We start from the raw sequence: 15,237 nt of genomic DNA, 5'->3' as shown, positions 1-15,237 counted from the left end.
GGTTTGACTTGCTGATACATGTTTATTACCTTTCGAGCCAAGGCTTATTGCTTATTTTAGCTGATTTCCTTGGCTCTGATTTGGTCGAAAGCTGCTAGCACCAATTCTGGTTATCGGTTTCTGCTTTACTCAGCAAGCCCTAGTTAGAGTTTATGCTGGTGCGTTACGCTCCGTTAACACACCCTACAACTAAAGCCCAAAACCTAACCTCACTTATCCATACAAAACTGATAAAAAAAATCGCTATCCTCAAAAGGTTGTTGATTAGATAGGTTGGTGAGCCAGTTGTCAGTGATTAATCTTTGCCCGAGTTCGACTGATTGAAGACGACTAATTGCTAATCTGTTGCACATCCAATCCACGGCTTCTCTGCCAATGAAACAACGGAGATAAGGAAGGCGAAAACTTTGAGATCGATTCTCGATCTTGACGCCTTGAGGCGATCGCATTTCCTGCACCAATTGAGCTAAGTTGAAATATTTAACTAGATCCTGTGCCGAATCAACTACTTTAACGATATGTCGATCTTCATACCAAATAATTACCATCTCGCCATCTTCGACTAACAGACAAGCCGCTGCGGGTTCAGGATCGAGATAACTACGACGCATTTCGGTAATTGCTGACTGACGCTGTTGTTGGGGATATGAATTACCACGGACAAATAAATTGCCTTGATAATTTACGCCGCTAACAATTTCTGATATGGTGCCAAACTGACGGACGAGTTGACAATAACTAACGTCTTGTGACTTGAGTATCATGCCACCTGATTTCCTAATGGGACTAGATTGAATTTATTACTAACTATCGATGAGATCCGGTGTGAATTACGGCTAAATAGTGGACGATCTGGTTACCGATTTTTGGGTAAGCGATCGCCACTCGCTCTCGATCTCAATATAGTTAATATACCCTTCAATGCCGTCGATCTTAACTTGTCAAAAAATATCTCGATCGCGTTGGAGATCGAGGCATTTGACACTATATAGTTGAAAACTATCCCATGAATAGATCGCACGGCAGTCTAATTGTAGCCAGGTGGTAAATCTCGCTGTGCAAATGGCATCGAGCGGCGCAGATTGGCTAGCGCATAGTTGACACTGGGGCTAGGATCGATCGCGATCCACCCGTCGGGGGTAGATACTTTGGTCTCAAAGTGGAGGTGAGGGCCAGTAGAGTTGCCTGTACTACCTACGCGCCCGATGACAGTGCCTTGCTCGATCTGCTGTCCCGATTGGACAAAAATCTCAGAAAGATGACCGTAGAGAGTCTGCTGGACGCCATTGTGTTGAATGACAATTGTTTTACCATATCCGCCTAGCCAGCCGGAAGATACGATCGTGCCAGATGCAGCCGCGACTACGGGCGCGCCACTGGGTGCGCCAATATCGACTCCCGCATGGAAACGGCGACTACCCGTGATGGGGTGGGTGCGCCAGCCAAAACTGGAAGTCGTGGGAGCGGGACTAGTGAGGGGATAAATTAATTCCACCCCCGACTCGTCGAACACCGTCGGATTGCTGAAGGCAATGGGTGTCGATGAGGCAGTCGCAGGAAGAACGGTGGGAATTGCGGTGACGGTGGGGACGGCGATCTCGCGGATCTGCGGTAATCGCGCTACCGATGGCACTGGGATCTGCTGAGTACGTGGTGCGGGGACGACGATCTCGATCGCGTCTGCTGCGCGGATTGACTGTGAGGAGAGCGGACTGAAGGCGATCGCTGGGGCGATCGATCTTCCTGCTGCGACAGGGGATTTCATCGGTGTGACGATCGGTGGTTTGGTGCCAGTTAGTGGCGTCTGAGCAGCAGCTAAGGGATGCTGAACTTGAGCTAGGACGCTCGTTCTAGGGCGATCGAGTCGAGGGGAGATCGATTTGACGGTTGGGAGGCTCACGACTGCTGGTACTGAGCGATAACCGTTATTGGGGATGGATCTAGACTGGGGTTGAATGCTAGTTGGTGGGGCAGATTGGACGGTCGCGGGCTGTCGGTTGATGTAGCGAGGTTGGATCTGGCTTTTAGTGACGGTGACTAGTTCTTGTGCTTGAGTGGGGAGCGTCATTGTCAGCGGAGCTGGCACTGGTAGCTCGACAAATGCGGCTGTAGTGGTTGTGACTGAAGTCGAGCCATTGACACCAACTGTATAGTGATCGGCTGTCAATAAGTCGGTATGTTGCGGACGAACGATCGTCCCTGTGGGTAAAATCGTCGCTGAAGCAGGTGCTACTGCAACTGGTATTTCCCGATTTGGAAGTTGCGCGGGCGTGACTCGATCGAGCGATTGGGTGGGAGCGACGGGCAGGTAAGGGCCATAGATCGGTCGCTCTGGTTTGATGACAGCAGTACTGGCGATCGCCCTAGCGGTGACTAGTGATTGGGCTGCTGTTTGGGATGTCGATATGGGCTGGAGATCTGCCCAGACAACTCCAGTGCTACCAATGAAGCTCAGGCTACCGAGCCAAGCAACAATCTTTAGTAGCAGGGGATTGCGAAACAAGATACTCAACCGAGGCGGCTGGTGTGGATGATGCGATGTTTTTTCTGCCTTGCTGCTCATAATTATTTGTAATTTAACGCAGTCTTTGTTCAGAACTATTCATCTACTTTGGCATCGCAAAACTGATAAATTTTGGCTCCCAAAGTTCCTAATCGTAGCCTAATGTGAAGGTACCAGGTGTCAGATCGGTTTCAATTATCGCCGTGGCAGTTGTAAAACCGATGCGTAACTCGCCTTGTGGTGAGATGCCCAAAATGTTGCCCAACTTACCATTCACGATGACTGAACGTCCACGAGCAGCGAGTAGTTCTAGATAGTCCAACAGTAAACTGTCGATCGTTGCTGGAGTGCAACGTTTGTACCCGCTTATGATTCCCCTAATAGTACAGCTTGTTAACATCTCGATCGAAAAATTTCGGTAATTTGGCTGATAATCATTGCTGGGTGCTAAATTTATTGCTTTCCCTGCTACTGAATTGGCGTAATTAATTCCGACGCCAACAATTGCTTGGTGAATTCGCCCACGAGCGATGCGAGTCTCAGTCAAAATTCCGCCGAGTTTGCGATCGGCTAGCATCAAATCGTTAGGCCATTTAATTGAGACGGGTAGTCCTTGTTGTCTCAATCGATCGGCGATCCCCCAGACAATGCCGAGCGTCAATTGATGTATATTTACAGCGGCTAAATCTGGAGAGATCGCCAGTGATAAGTATAGTCCGCCCCGAGCGGACTCCCATTTGTGACCTCGTTGTCCGCGTCCGGCGGTTTGCTCTTTAGCAATAACTACTGTACCAGCAGCGGCATTTTCGGTCGCAATTAACTGAGCGAGTTTCTCATTAGTTGATGTCAGCGTATCGAAGATATAAATATTAAAATCTAAGTCTAAATGCCGATCTTCAGCGAGAAGTTCGAGAATTTTTTGATGATTCATCAGTTGATTCGCTCAAATTGCAGTGAATTGCACAAATTATTACTGTATATCTAAATACAATCGCTACTTATTTCTGGACTTTTCACAGTTAGATATACAGGTAATATTTTAGACGATCTCGCTAATCTCAGTATAGTCAAAGTCATTAGGACTATGCTGGATCAAGGGATAGCGACGACCAGCAACCTCTAGATAGTCATCAGGAGCATCTAATTTAGAAGTATAGTAAGTTAAAATATATTGCTTGCCAATTTTTGAGAGCATTTCGGTTTCTACTTCATCGCGCCATTGAGTTTTGGTGACGAGGACGAGTAGCTGACTTGCCAATCGCGGTAAGATCTGGGCAATCTGCCGCCGCGAGATCCGATCGAGGCTACCAAATGGCGAGTCCATGACGATCGGGAAGGTATTGCTAGCGGGAACGGAGAGCAATTTTTGCGCGCTCCAGTCTCGAACTCGATCGATAATACCGCCGATAAATGAGAGGCTGAGGATCTGATTTTCGCCAGTTGATGCTGCAACAGTGGTTTCGATCCCTCTTGTAGTTTCAACCAAGATTAGTTCGTATTTTTCGGTAATTTTGGGTAAATAGGGAGTGACAGAAATTGTTTGAAAAATTCTTTGGACGCGTTGTTCGAGTTCCAAGCGAAACTGTTGTTCTTGACGATCGCGAATAACGATTGACTCTTCAATCGCCGATCGTGTTGCTTGAATACGGCGGTGGGCTAAACTCTGACGTTCCTGATTAGATTGTTGTTTGGTAATTTGTTTGGCTAAGGACTGGACTTGACCTTCGAGATGAACGATCTGTTGCTGGTTTTGACCTTGGCTAAGGGTGAGATCTCGCACTTTAATTTCAATATCATCCAACCGCTTTTGGAGATTGGCAATCTCAGTATTCGTATCTTGGCGAAGTTGGGATTCGAGGGTATCGATTTGGATTTCCAACTGACTGATTTGGGCGCGAGCTGTCGTTACAATTTGCTGCTGAAGATCGATCTCCTGCCAAAAATCTCTACCTTTAGTCTGAAGCACTTCTACTTGAGTAATCAGCCGCATGGTTGTCTCTTCAATGACGGCAATACTGGCACGGGAGATCCAGGTTTGGACTTGAAGATATGCGGCAGTATCTGGAGCCAATTCCGTACCACATAGACAATTTTGGTGGTGGAGAAGTTGACTGAGAAATTCACGCGAGATGCCTTGATTTAACTCACCACGATCGCGTAATTCACCGACAATTTTCTGAAAACCTTGAGTGAGATCTGGTAGTAAAACGGTATATGCTTGCGTCGAGATTAATTGTTTAATCGCTGTCTGTGCTTGCTGAAGTTGAGTCTGGCTGACAGCCTTGGCACGCTCCAATTGTTGCCGTTGGAGTTGAATGGCGGTGGCGGCGGTGAGTTCGAGGAGGTAGCGATCGATTTCTTGCTCGATCTGTTTGAAATTGGCGATCTCTTGGGCGATTTCAATCTCCCGCTGCTGGATGCGATCGATTTCTTGTTGACATTGTTGTTGCGCTCTGAGCAACTCTTTGGTAGTCGTATCACCAATTTGGGCGAGTTCGGCTTCAAGCGTTTTTTTCGCCTCACCCAAATGCCGGATCGCTCGATTGAGGACTTCCACACCGAGGAGGATTTTGGTAGCTTCAGCAATTTCGAGGCGTTTATCTTGGCGGACGATTTGCTCGATCCGTTCGCCATCAAAGAAGAAATATTGATGCAGGCTGGCGGGCAAAATTCTGCCGATGATTTCGTCTGGCGGTTGTTGGGGATGGAGCCATTTACCGTCAGCATCACCGATATATAAGTAGAGGAGTTCGTTATTGACGATATTAACTGTGTCTTGCTGCTTGTAAGCACGACACATCCGCTTGGCGCGGTACCGTTTGCCATCGTGTTCCCAAGCGACTTCTACCCAACAATCGATCGCATTACCGATATCGGCTTCAGCGATAGCGCGTTTGTTGACTAGTTGTTGAGACTCAGCAAAGGCGGCGGTAAATTTTTCGTAAAGTACCCAGGTAAACGCATTGAGGATGGTGGTTTTACCCGCGCCGTTGTTGCCGTGGATGATGGTAGTATTGCGCTCTGGATCTGTCGCGAGCTGGATTTCCGGTGTCTCGCCATAAAATTGCCGAAAATTGTGGAGGCGAATGGTCGTCAGCTTCATCCGACGACCTCTTTGATGATTTTGAGGATATCATCATTGATCGGTGTATTTTTTTTGCGATCGAGCCTGTCTTTTTCGAGTTGGAGGACACGCTCGATGATTTGGCGCACTTCTGGTGAGAGGTTGGGAGTCATGGTATTGGCGAGTCGATGTGGCAAAGCCGATGCTGCACGAACGTAAAAAGTAAGTGAGTGGAACCAATTGTTAAGCTGAACCGTCTAATTTTATACTCACACATAAATTAGTATCCCCATTATCCCATATGAAAAACCTTTTACTGCTCCCCGCGATCCTCGCTAGCCTGATTGCTGCGGCAATCACTCAAGCTCCTACAGCGGCTCTAGCTGGTGGCATCGGCAACAACTACATCGCACCCGCATTTACTTTCGGTGGCGGACAAAGTGTGTTCGGTGTCAATAGTAAACTTGGTATTGCTGACTACATCTCGCTACGTCCTTACGTCCTTTTTCCATCCGGTGGCACTCAGTTTGGTACCAGCCTGACTTATGACTTCGATCTGCGTCAAGCATCAATCCCGATCACTCCCTTTGTCGGGCTGGGCGTGGGTTTCCAATCAGGTGGAGCCAATAATAACACCAATGGTTTTGCCCAAGTCGGTGCAGATCTCAACGTTAGTGAGAGTGTTGCGTTGTTAGGTTCGGTCGCGATTCCTTTCGATAGTAATAATGGCGAGACTAGCGTGACTGTGGGCGCTGGTTTACGGTTCTAGGCGATCTTAGTTACAATTTATTTCGTCACATTACAAACCCGACTTCTATCCAGAAGTCGGGTTTAAATCCACTTTACCTAAAATAACTTTTTTCCGATCTAACCTGCTGGATGTAGGTTTTAAGGATGAAAAATTGAATAATTCTATCGATCGAATGTGGGGATGTTGGCGTAGCCTCTCTCCGAGAGGCTACGCCAACGCATTCGCTCTACCCAACCTACAGATCTACCAATCTACACGCCCAAAGAACCGCGAGTCACCCCAAGTTGACTACTGAGCTTCAAGCTTTTCCATAACTCGGCACCACTGATTTGACCGCCTAATAGTTGTTGATAATAACCGATCGTTTCACTAACAGTTTCCGGTGATTCATCAACAAACTCCAATCTGAAATTGTAAACGCCCAATTCTGTCAACCGATGGATGTATTCCGCCCCAGATTGAGCGACGCCATTAAATACGGTATTGCGGCAGCCAGCATCGGCTTGGAGGATGTGTTCTGTCCCCACGCGATCGCGTAATTTGACCTGATGTTTGTCGCAGGGACGACCGCAATTGGTATAGTCAGTACCTTCAGATAAAAAGGCACAAAAGACGCAGTGTTCCATGTGAAACATCGGCATATGTTGATGGATGGTTACCTCGAACCAATCGCGGGGACAACTGCGGATCAGGGCGGTGAGTTGGTCGATATTGAGGTCATAAGAGGCGGTGAGGCGGTCTAAAGTATAATTTTGATAGAAGTAGTCAGCGGTGAGGGGATTGGCGATATTCAGGGCAAAATCAGCCACACAGCGATCGCTTTTGAAGAACTCCAAATGGTCGTAATTTCTAATCAAATAGCCATCGGCATCACTCGAGCGCACTTGTTCGAGTATCCACTGTTCGCCAGGTTTAGTAATTCGGGGCGGTGCGACAAAGATCTGTGGTGGATTGCTCTTATATTTGGCGGTGCGGACTATTTGGACTGCTTCGCGATATTTGCGCGGATCTTCGAGTTCGCAATAGATGGTGGCAATCCCCGATGCGATCGCGGCGGGGATTTGATCTAAGTTCCGAACTAGGGTAATTAATTGCGGTGGATTGAGGACGGGATTACCAACTTCAGGTAATAAGTCTGCTAATTGATGAGTCGATGCTAGTTGCCAGACTTGGGGTTGACTGCGGACATCAGTTAATTTAGTTACTAATTCGCGCCGCAGTTGATTGAGTGCGCTGACAGGTATCATCAGATCGCCAACCAAATTATTAGTGAGATTTCCCAGACAAAATGGGGTATTACCTAACCGTCCCAATTGGGCGATCAGTTTATCGGTAGTCAGTGGTTGGTTCTGGGCGGGAACTAGTGATATTGCTGATTCTACCTGTACGACGTGTCCCATTGCATCACGCGCGATCGCTATTAAGGGCTGGTTCACTGCGCCATGTATTTCTAAGTCGATCGATCGTTGATATTTGGGCACATCTCCCGCATAAGTCTGACGTACTTGTTTATCCAATTCTGGATCGCTAGTCTTCCAAACTTTATCACCGATATATACTTGCCGAAAATTGACCATATCGCGACCAAAAGTCAGCATTACTTCCGATCGATCGCCTGCAAATACCTCATAAATACGCCCACCTTCCTCGCGATCTTCAGGATGTCCGCAATCAAACACGATCCCGTCCCCAGCTTTAATCGGCGCAATTGGATCGATGGTTATTGCCTCGCGATCGGGATAAACTCGCGTCACTTCTCCTAAGTACACGCCCCGCTTTTTCCCAAATCGTCCATGTACCAAAGCTTGATTATCAATCCCTTCAAACCACCCTGTATATAACCCGCGTGAAAATGCCATTTCCAAGCTGTATAAATCTCGGGCTGGCTCCACTGGCAAACCTAAATCTTCAGCAATCCGATCTAATGCAGATCGATAAACTTTGGTCACACTCGCCACATATTCAGGTGTCTTCAGTCGTCCTTCAATCTTGAGACAACTTACCCCAGTTTTCATCAATTCTGGTAATACATTCAATCCTGCCAAATCTTGCGGACTGAGTAAATACTTGCGATCGCCTAAATAATAAGCTTCGCCATCGACAATCAGATCGTAAGGCATCCGACACGCTTGAGCGCATTCACCCCGATTTGCCGATCGACCGCCCAAAGATTCACTCGTCAAACATTGCCCCGAATAAGCGACACACAATGCCCCATGTACGAATACTTCCAGCGGAATACTAATTTCGCGATCTCCTAATTGTGCCTGAATCTTATCAATTTCCTTGAGCGAACATTCACGCGCCAACACCACTAAATTGCAGCCCAATTCATGGGCAAATTCTACCCCCGCCGCACTCGTCACCGTCATCTGTGTCGAAGCATGAATCGGGAAATCCGGCGATAAATGGCGAATCAACTTACATAGTCCCACATCCTGGACGATCGCTGCATCTACCCCAGCTAAAATGATGCTGCGAAGGTACTGCTCCGCTACAGGCAATTCTTGTGGAAACACCAACGTATTGAACGTGACATAGCCCTTTGCCCCGCGCTGATGCAGCCATGCCATCAATTCCGGCAAATCACCCTCAGTGAAATTCTCCGCCCGCATTCGAGCATTGAACCGCTCCAACCCAAAATAAATAGCATCGGCACCATTTTCGATCGCTGCTTTGGCACATTCCCAATTTCCTGCTGGCGCAAGCAGTAGCGGGCGATGGGTGAGTATTAGAGAGGGCGTGTGTGTGGGCATTTTCAGGGAATAGATCTCGTCCCTTGTATTCTAGCTTGACTTTTCGATCCAGCTAACTTATTGAATGTCAACTATCGCATCCCCCGTCGCCACCACCAAAATCGCCACAATCCCCAAAATCACTGCCAATATTATCCTGATGGTTGCCGACAAAATCTGTCCATTGATGCCCACCCATTCCATTATTATCGAAGCGATGAATTTCAGAGTGAGATCGTCTTTTGGAAAATTTGACGGCACTAGTTAGCAGATAAATTAACCCGAAGCCTGCTGCACTAAAAACGATAATTATCGATCGGTGCCGCAATGCTGATGATATCAAAATCTGGCTTTATTTAAACCTCCATTTACCATCATGGTAAATCATAACTTGTAAATCCTCCATGTTCAGAACACACACAACTGCAAGTACAAGCGATCGCTGCATAAATACCGACAGGATCGCGAATCGCTGTCAACCGTCAACTGTCTAATGTCCACCGACACCCAAATAAGTTTCAATTACCTTGGGATCTCTGAGCAAATCCGCACCAATACCTTCATGCTTGACCATCCCAGTATCTAATACATAAGCTCGATCGCACATCGCGAGAGCCTTTTTAGCATTTTGCTCCACGAGTACGACTGCCGTACCATTGTCATTGATCGCCCGAATCTGCTTGAGGACATCGGTGACTAAAGCGGGTGAGAGCGCAGCAGATGGCTCGTCGAGGACTAATAATTCGGGATCGAGCATCAAGGCTTTACCCATCGCCAGCATTTGGCGTTCGCCACCGGAGAGCGTACCTGCGCGTTGTTTGCGCCGTTCGGCAAGTCGCGGAAACATCGTAAATATTTTCTGTTTGAGCTGCTGGAGATCGCTAGTACGGATAAAACCACCCATCTCTAAATTTTCTTCGATCGTCAGCGACTTAAATACATTCGAGATTTGGGGCACATAACACATCCCGCGTTGGACGATCCGATCGGATTTTAAGCCACCAATTTGTTCGCCCTTGAAGGTAATCGTCCCAGTGTGCGGGGTGATTAGTCCAAAAATTGTCTTCGCTAGTGTTGATTTGCCTGCACCATTTCCGCCAATCACTGCGACTAGTTCGCCTGGTTGGACGATGAAGTTAATCCCATTGAGGATATCTGAGCCAGGGATATAGCCAGCACGGACATCCTGAACTACTAGTAGTGGGGCGTTGATGAGCATTGGTAGGGTTGAAGCGATAGTGGTTATTCAATTTTAGTGGAAAGGGTCTCTGCGGATGGTAAATTTACAGACTTTTGGCGATCGAGTCAATTTTGGCAATTTTTAAGTTATTGAGTGTTCGCGAACAATACCGCTTGCCACCAGGCAGGTAATTTCTAGAAATGATTAACATTCGGTTATCGTCAGCAACGATGCGGCTAATGCAACACTAAATCGCGTTCAAGTTATACCTCTGACAACCAATCCAGGTAGATTATACCCAGTGAAGCGATCGTCATTGTGGATGGAAAGCAAAGTAAAGCAATGGCAGACCAATTGACGACGGCATCCAAGGCGCGGTTGGTAAATAAACTGGGTACGATCTCTGAAGATGAGATGAAATCGATCGAACGTGTCATCAAAATCTAACTCGGTATACAACTTTCATAAGAGCGATATCGATCGAGATTCGCCATTAGCTAATCAATCGGATCTACCAAACTAAAAATCATTAATTTCACCTACTCCGTTCATTTTCGATCGTTAACGATTGCTCTAAATATTTACGAAAAGATCCGATCGATCCCTACACTAAAGCCAGATAATAACGGCGAAGTGAGTATATCACCAACTAAAAGAGTCGCCACTAATTGCAGTTGAGCATCGGTGCGGCGATAGATTTCTAGCGTTTGCAGTTGCCAATTGACGATCCAATATTCCTGTACGCCATGACGAGAATACAACTTCAGTTTAATACTTTTATCGCGCTGCTCATTTTGTGCGCCTGAAGAGAGAATTTCTACTACTAACTCTGGTGCAATCGTAAAGTGTCCTGCGGTATCGATACCTTGCTCTAACCGCAATTTACTCGCCCATACCACATCAGGAATCACCGCATCTGTTGGGGTAAAAACCACGCCAGGAGTCTCAAAACTCCTGCCTAACCCAGTTTCTTCCGACCAAATTTCGAGGCGAACGTGAATTTTACTGGCTGCTCCTTGATGGCGAATGTGGGGAGCACGAGTCACAAATAGTTCTCCTTCAATAATTTCATGACGCAACCAGCCACCATCATCAGGCATGGCATCAAGATCTGCGGTTGTCCAGTAGAGAGAATTAGCAACCATCGGTTTCAGTGGTAAACTCTTTTTTGATTATATTCGATCGAGTCTTAGTGCATCGATTCGGCGAAAAGAAACCTCACATCAATAATGGTAGGGGCAATTCATAAATTGCCCCTACCATTGTTGGTACTAAATAATTTACGTGACTATTTCTTCTTCGCGCTAGCCTTTTCTGCTTTAGCGGCTTTCTTAGCTGCTTCAGCAGCCGCCAGAGCTTGTTGTTTAGCGGTTTGGCGTTCTTCTTCTAGTTTGTCAAGATAGTAGTGATAGTCACCTAGATATACCCGAAATTCACCATCGCGGACTTCGACAATCTTGTTGGCTACTTGAGAGATAAAGTAGCGATCGTGGGAGACGATTAATGCCGTACCATCATAATTGATGAGCGCGTTTTCGAGGGTTTCTTTGGCTGGAATATCCAAGTGATTTGTCGGCTCATCGAGGATCAAGAGATTGGCGGGAATTAGCAGCATTTTTGCGAGTGCGAGTCGAGCTTTTTCGCCCCCACTGAGGGATTCAACTTTTTTGAACACCATATCGCCAGTGAATAAGAACTGACCTAATAAGGTGCGAACTTCTTCGTTTTTCCAGTCGGGAACTTCATCGTGAATAGTTTCGATGACTGTTTTGCTCAGATCCAATGCTTCGGCTTGATTTTGTTCAAAGTAACTCGGGATGACGTTGTGTTCGCCGAGTTTGATGGAGCCACTAGTCTGCTGTTCCATCCCCATAATCATTTTCAATAGGGTGGATTTACCGCAACCATTGGGGCCTAAAAAGGCGATGCGATCGCCACGTTCGATAAATAAGTCAGTACCTAGAAAGAGAATTTTGTCGCCGTAAACGTGTTCTAAATCTTTAATTTCAACTATTTCTCGACCGCTCCGAGGTGCAGGAGGAAACCGGAAGCTCAATGTTCTCATACTGGAGACTGGAGCTGCGATGCGCTCGACTTTATCTAACAGTTTTTCACGACTCTTGGCTTGGGTACTACGCGTTGCACTAGCCCGAAATTTCTCGACGAAAGCTTGTTGCTTTTCGAGTTCCTTCCGCTGTCGCTCGAAGGCATTTAGTTGCGCGGATGAATTCTCAGCTTTTTGTTCGAGGTAGGATGAATAGTTACCGAGGTAGGTAGCAGATACCCCACGTTCTGTCTCAACGATCTGGTTGCAAAGTCTATCTAAGAACTCGCGATCGTGTGAGATGATCACCATCGGTGTTTCGAGCTTGCGGAGATAGTTTTCCAACCATTCGATCGTTTCTAGATCGAGATGATTGGTTGGCTCATCGAGGAGTAATAGATCGGGAAACTGAAGCAAGATTTTGGCTAAACTCATCCGCATCTGCCAACCGCCACTAAACGCACTCACCAATCGATCGGCATCTTCTAATTCAAAGCCTACTTCTGGTAAAATCTTATCGATTTCAGCTTCGAGTGCATAACCATTTAAAGCTTCATACAATCGCTGGAATTTATCCATCCGATCGAGCAATTTATCTAACTCATCACCGCTAGCAGTTTCTAACTGATGGTGGATATCATTGAGCTGGGAGTGGACGCGATTGGCTTCACCAAAGGCTTGCCACAATTCTTCCTTGACAGTACGGGTCGGATCGACATCAAATTCCTGATTGAGATAAGCAATATTTAGGCTATTGGGCCGAATAATTTCGCCACTTGTGGGTTCAATTTGTCCAGCAATAATTTTCATTTGGGTAGATTTACCCGCACCATTTGCCCCTACCAATCCAATTCGATCTCCTGGCTTTACTTCCCAATTAATGTCCTTGAGGACTTCACCTGTGGGATAAATCTTGCAGATATGTTCCAGTCGCAGCATGAAATTAATTTTCTCCAGGAGTAATGAGAGGCGGGTGGTATCCCAATCTATATTTTAACAAAACTTTACCACTCGGTCACTACTAATTTAGGCGTTGGCAATGCAAACGGCTATTCGGTGTCATATTTTTAGCGATTTTTCAAGATCGAGGTAACGCCAAGATCCGAAGTTGGCTGTTGTCTGCGTTGGCGTGGTGACAGATCTCGATTCGCAGCCAGCATCGGAGCGAATCGAGATCTCACCTATTGTCCTTGCATTTTCAAAACAACTGAAAATGTCCGCAACAAGATTTTAAAATCCAACCACGGCGACCAATGCTTGAGATAGTACAGATCGTACTGGAGCTTGATCGAAGCATCTTCGATCGTACTGCCATAACCATAGTTGATTTGCGCCCAGCCAGTCAGCCCTGGTTTGACAGCCAGCCGAGTGCGATAAAAAGGAATTTGCTGCTGTAGCTCTTTGATGAAATGATAGCGTTCTGGGCGTGGGCCGACCATACTCATTTCCCCCCGCAAGACATTCAATACCTGCGGCAGCTCATCCAATCGAGTTTTGCGGATGAAGTTACCAACCTTGGTGATCCGCGCGTCACCTTTGACTGCCCACTGTGCCTTGCCATTACGTTCGGCATCTCGAACCATCGATCGAAATTTGTAAACAGTAAATTTAGCTCCGTACTGTCCGACGCGTTCTTGTTTATAAAAAATTGCCCCTGGACTATCTAGTTTGATGGCGATCGCTACAAACGGAAATACCACTGCCAGGATTAAACCAATAATTAATCCACAAGTCAGATCCAAAACTCTTTTACCAATCCGATTAAAGGTATCAAACGGATTTTTGGTAAGTGGGAGTGCAGAATACCATTGACTACCAATGTGCTCGACGGCGACCTTACCCGTCAGTTTTTCATAGAGCACAGGCATCGGGGTGATGGTAATCCCCCGCTCGTGAAAATTGGTCAATAATCGTAGCAAATCTCCATCGATCGGCTTGCTAATTGCCAGCACGATTTCATCCAATCGATAACGATCGATCTCTGACTGCAAGCTATGACGATCCCCTAAAATAGGGATATTCTGGCACACTCTACCATGAAGTTGTGGATTATCATCAATAAAGCCGATCGCTTGGTAGTGAGGATATTGCTTGAAAGCTTCAGCGAGGATCGTCCCCGTCACTCCAGCACCAAAAATCACCACACGTTGGCTAGCATGTCCTACCCCCAAGAACACCGCATAAATCGATCTCCAAATTGAGAGTAGGATGCTGGTCGTGACGATGGCTAACGCTGGTGCGAGCCGGAGTGAAAATGATTGCTCGCTCAAAGGTGTGGGTGCTGTGACGAAATAGTAGATGAGGTAGACGATCCCCACCAGCGCACAGCCACCCCAAATCCGCTCAATCGTGCGCCCCAGTCTAACTGCAATTCGCAGATCGTATAGATCGTTGACAAACATCCACATCAACCACCCAACACCCATCGCGATCGTCCACAATGAATGGTAAGTTATCAGTTCTAAACTAAATGTCCGATTGGCGAGGTGACTCCAGTACCATAGCGAACCAATCACACCACTGACGATCGATACAATATCAGCAATACAGAGTAATAACTTACGCTCTGAGAACTCCAATGACAGTTTAATTTCCGGCAGTAGGTAAGAAAACATTAGTAAATATTTACTAGATAACAATGAAATGTTGAGTGTTGTCGCTCCCGATCTTTACTCAATTTAAGTAGCACTATCGAGCGAAAAAATGATGATTACTTACGTTTGATAGTAGCTAACTATACTTAAAAATTGTTAAAAACTAAATTAATAGCACTAGTCATATTATAGTATTTAAAAGCTAAATCTATGATTACAATAATAGGAGATATAATTATACATTGGATCGGCTAATTATCTCAATTTAGTTCACTACAAATGGCGTAACTAATATTTAATAGCGATCGATGCACAACTTATCAACAGCCAGCAATTTAATTTGAAAATACGATTTATTATTTAATG

14 protein-coding genes are annotated in these 15,237 nt (G+C 46.3%); 4 read left to right on the top strand and 10 right to left on the bottom strand.

Annotated elements, in window-relative coordinates; all coding sequences use genetic code 11:
- Nucleotides 1-209: 209 nt before the first annotated feature.
- On the bottom strand, nucleotides 210-764 hold the full coding sequence (locus ACEW9I_RS13270; RefSeq protein WP_373540810.1) for a DEP domain-containing protein: 555 nt from the start codon (nucleotides 762-764) through the stop codon (nucleotides 210-212).
- A gap of 27 nt (nucleotides 765-791) precedes the next feature.
- Here ACEW9I_RS13270 and ACEW9I_RS13265 point away from each other — a divergent pair, with 27 nt between their 5' ends.
- Nucleotides 792-992: a hypothetical protein gene (locus ACEW9I_RS13265; protein ID WP_373540809.1), complete on the top strand. Its 201-nt coding sequence runs from the start codon at nucleotides 792-794 to the stop codon at nucleotides 990-992.
- A 35-nt stretch (nucleotides 993-1,027) separates the two neighbouring features.
- Here ACEW9I_RS13265 and ACEW9I_RS13260 read toward each other — a convergent pair whose 3' ends face one another.
- From ACEW9I_RS13260 to ACEW9I_RS13245, 4 genes are all read right to left on the bottom strand, one after another.
- Nucleotides 1,028-2,563, bottom strand: coding sequence for a peptidoglycan DD-metalloendopeptidase family protein (locus tag ACEW9I_RS13260; protein ID WP_373540808.1), 1,536 nt, complete (start codon nucleotides 2,561-2,563; stop codon nucleotides 1,028-1,030).
- An 88-nt stretch (nucleotides 2,564-2,651) separates the two neighbouring features.
- On the bottom strand, nucleotides 2,652-3,434 hold the full coding sequence (locus tag ACEW9I_RS13255; protein WP_373540807.1) for a biotin--[acetyl-CoA-carboxylase] ligase: 783 nt from the start codon (nucleotides 3,432-3,434) through the stop codon (nucleotides 2,652-2,654).
- A 108-nt stretch (nucleotides 3,435-3,542) separates the two neighbouring features.
- On the bottom strand, nucleotides 3,543-5,606 hold the full coding sequence (locus tag ACEW9I_RS13250; RefSeq protein WP_373540806.1) for an AAA family ATPase: 2,064 nt from the start codon (nucleotides 5,604-5,606) through the stop codon (nucleotides 3,543-3,545).
- Nucleotides 5,603-5,764 carry a hypothetical protein gene (locus tag ACEW9I_RS13245; RefSeq protein ID WP_373540811.1) on the bottom strand — a complete coding sequence of 54 codons (162 nt, stop codon included), beginning with the start codon at nucleotides 5,762-5,764 and terminating at the stop codon, nucleotides 5,603-5,605. The genes ACEW9I_RS13250 and ACEW9I_RS13245 overlap by 4 nt, the downstream gene beginning before the upstream one ends.
- Before the next feature lie 104 nt (nucleotides 5,765-5,868).
- Here ACEW9I_RS13245 and ACEW9I_RS13240 point away from each other — a divergent pair, with 104 nt between their 5' ends.
- The gene (locus tag ACEW9I_RS13240) at nucleotides 5,869-6,336 is read left to right on the top strand and encodes a hypothetical protein (RefSeq protein WP_373540805.1); all 468 of its coding nucleotides are present in this window, start codon (nucleotides 5,869-5,871) and stop codon (nucleotides 6,334-6,336) included.
- A gap of 233 nt (nucleotides 6,337-6,569) precedes the next feature.
- Here ACEW9I_RS13240 and ACEW9I_RS13235 read toward each other — a convergent pair whose 3' ends face one another.
- Nucleotides 6,570-9,074, bottom strand: a complete 2,505-nt coding sequence (locus ACEW9I_RS13235; RefSeq protein WP_373540804.1) for a DUF3656 domain-containing protein — start codon at nucleotides 9,072-9,074, stop codon at nucleotides 6,570-6,572.
- Between the two features lie 64 nt (nucleotides 9,075-9,138).
- Between ACEW9I_RS13235 and ACEW9I_RS13230 the strand changes: the two genes are divergently transcribed.
- A complete protein-coding gene (locus ACEW9I_RS13230; RefSeq protein WP_373540803.1) occupies nucleotides 9,139-9,321 on the top strand; it encodes a hypothetical protein in 183 nt (60 codons plus the stop codon).
- Between the two features lie 222 nt (nucleotides 9,322-9,543).
- Here ACEW9I_RS13230 and ACEW9I_RS13225 read toward each other — a convergent pair whose 3' ends face one another.
- Nucleotides 9,544-10,272 carry an ABC transporter ATP-binding protein gene (locus tag ACEW9I_RS13225; RefSeq protein WP_373540802.1) on the bottom strand — a complete coding sequence of 243 codons (729 nt, stop codon included), beginning with the start codon at nucleotides 10,270-10,272 and terminating at the stop codon, nucleotides 9,544-9,546.
- A gap of 279 nt (nucleotides 10,273-10,551) precedes the next feature.
- On the opposite strand from ACEW9I_RS13225, the gene ACEW9I_RS13220 reads away from it, so the two are divergent.
- The gene (locus tag ACEW9I_RS13220) at nucleotides 10,552-10,680 is read left to right on the top strand and encodes a type II toxin-antitoxin system PemK/MazF family toxin (RefSeq protein ID WP_373540801.1); all 129 of its coding nucleotides are present in this window, start codon (nucleotides 10,552-10,554) and stop codon (nucleotides 10,678-10,680) included.
- 134 nt (nucleotides 10,681-10,814) lie between these two features.
- On the opposite strand, the gene ACEW9I_RS13215 is transcribed toward ACEW9I_RS13220, so the two are convergent.
- The 3 genes from ACEW9I_RS13215 to ACEW9I_RS13205 all read right to left on the bottom strand — a co-directional run bounded on the left by ACEW9I_RS13215 (nucleotide 10,815) and on the right by ACEW9I_RS13205 (nucleotide 14,892).
- Complete coding sequence (locus tag ACEW9I_RS13215) at nucleotides 10,815-11,378, bottom strand: Uma2 family endonuclease (protein WP_373540800.1); 564 nt, start codon at nucleotides 11,376-11,378, stop codon at nucleotides 10,815-10,817.
- A gap of 143 nt (nucleotides 11,379-11,521) precedes the next feature.
- Nucleotides 11,522-13,216 carry an ABC-F family ATP-binding cassette domain-containing protein gene (locus ACEW9I_RS13210; protein WP_373540799.1) on the bottom strand — a complete coding sequence of 565 codons (1,695 nt, stop codon included), beginning with the start codon at nucleotides 13,214-13,216 and terminating at the stop codon, nucleotides 11,522-11,524.
- Between the two features lie 242 nt (nucleotides 13,217-13,458).
- Nucleotides 13,459-14,892 (bottom strand): sugar transferase, encoded by a 1,434-nt coding sequence (locus ACEW9I_RS13205; RefSeq protein WP_373540798.1) that lies wholly within the window; start codon nucleotides 14,890-14,892, stop codon nucleotides 13,459-13,461.
- Nucleotides 14,893-15,237: the final 345 nt, after the last annotated feature.

It is taken from the genome of Chamaesiphon sp. (genome assembly GCF_041738855.1).
Taxonomy (GTDB): Bacteria; Cyanobacteriota; Cyanobacteriia; order Cyanobacteriales; family Chamaesiphonaceae; genus Chamaesiphon.
The sequence above is the reverse complement of the archived record's forward strand: the minus strand, read 5'-3'. Positions and strand labels throughout refer to the sequence as shown.